Origin of the sequence: Methylobacterium sp. WL69 (genome assembly GCF_008039485.1) — a bacterium.
In the GTDB taxonomy this organism is placed as follows: domain Bacteria; phylum Pseudomonadota; class Alphaproteobacteria; order Rhizobiales; family Beijerinckiaceae; genus Methylobacterium.
Genome location: NZ_VRUZ01000193.1, coordinates 1 through 1,633 on the forward strand (window position 1 = coordinate 1; position 1,633 = coordinate 1,633).

The window sequence follows — 1,633 nt, forward strand, 5'->3', positions numbered from 1 at the left end:
CGCGGGGGACCGCGCCGCTCGGCGCCATCCGGCTTCGCGAAGGCGCGCGACGCGCCCTGACCACGCGGCGCGTCGTCCCGGCGCGGAGGCCGGGCATCGTTGTCGAAACGGCGCTGCTGCGGGCGCGCCGCCTCGCTCGGGCGGGCGGCCGCTTCGTTCTGGCGCGCGGCGCGGGCATCCGACTGGCGGACGGTGCGCATCGGACGCTCGGCCGCGCCCGTCTCGTCGCGGCGGGCGCCGCGGTCGCGACGGTGCGGCTCGGGCGCCGGCTCCTGCGGGCTCGCCTTCAGGCGCTCCACGAGAACGCGGCGGTCGCCGGTCCCGATGGAGCCGACGCGCTCGCGGCCGCGCGCGGCGGCGGCCTCACGCTCGGCCTTCGGATCGGCGCCCCGGCGCGGGATCTTGACCCGACGCGGACCGTCCTCCTGCGGGGCCTCTTCCTCGGCACGCCAGACGGAGCGGCGCGGGCCGGCGCTGTTGCCGCCGGTGGGCACCCGGGCGGGGGCCGTCGGCTTGTACATGGGGCGGTCGCCGCCCCGCGACGGACCCCGGTCGGACCCGCGCGCGGGCCGGGCCTCGCCGTCGTCGCCATCGCGGCGCTCGCGCTGCTGGGCCGCCGAGGCGCTGCGGGCCGGCTGCTTCGCCTGCTGCTTCGGGGAGCCGAACGGCGCGATGGGCTCGCGCACGGGGCTCTCGAAATCGACGCCCGCCTGATCGGATAGGCCGGGCCCGAGCTGCTCTTTCAGCACCTTGGTGCGAATTTCTTCCGTCAGCCCGGCCTCGAGGTCGCCGAGCTGGAACGGCCCGAACGACAGGCGGATCAGCCGGTTCACGGCGAGGCCGAGATGCTCGAGGATGCGCTTGACCTCGCGGTTCTTGCCCTCGCGCAGGCCGAGCGTCAGCCAGAGGTTGTCGCCCGACGCACGGTCGAGGACCGCGTCGATGGGGCCGTAATCCATCCCGTCGATGGTGACGCCCTTGCGCAGCTTGTCGAGCTCGGCCTGATTGGTGTCGCCGTGGGCCCGCACGCGGTAGCGCCGCAGCCAGCCCGTATCCGGGTGGGCGATGACCTTGGCGAGGCCGCCGTCATTGGTCAGCAGCAGCAGGCCCTCGGTGTTGATGTCGAGGCGGCCGATGGCCACCACCCGGGGCAAATCCTCGGGCAGGGCCTCGAACACCGTCTGGCGCCCCTCGGGATCGCGGGCCGTGGTCACGAGCCCGCGCGGCTTGTGGTAGATCCACAGGCGGGTGCGCTCGCGCTCGGGCAGGGGCTCGCCGTCGACGGTGATCACGTCATCCGCCGTCACGTTGATGGCCGGCGAAGTCAGGATCTTGCCGTTGAGGGTCACGCGGCCCTGTTCGATCATGACCTCGACGTCGCGGCGCGAGGCGATGCCGGCCCGGGCGATGGCCTTGGCGATCCGGTCGCCCTCGTGGGCCGACGCGTCCTTGTCCGCTTCGCCGGCTTCCGACGGCGCCCGCTCGGCGACGGGCCTGGGCAGGGGAACCGCCTTGCGCCGGAGAGGTGCATCCCCCCCACGCGACGGCATCGCGGCCTTGCGGACCTTGGGCTGCTCCTCGGCCGTGGGACCCGGCACCCCAGCATCGGTGGCGGGGGTCCAGGGGGCGGGCG

At 75.1% G+C, this 1,633-nt stretch carries 1 protein-coding gene; it reads right to left on the reverse strand.

Annotation, left to right across the window (positions count from 1 at the left end; all coding sequences use genetic code 11):
- Positions 1-1,550: pseudouridine synthase (locus FV218_RS22385; RefSeq protein WP_246685240.1), on the reverse strand; the 1,550-nt coding region annotated here is incomplete at its 3' end.
- Positions 1,551-1,633 lie beyond the last annotated feature (83 nt).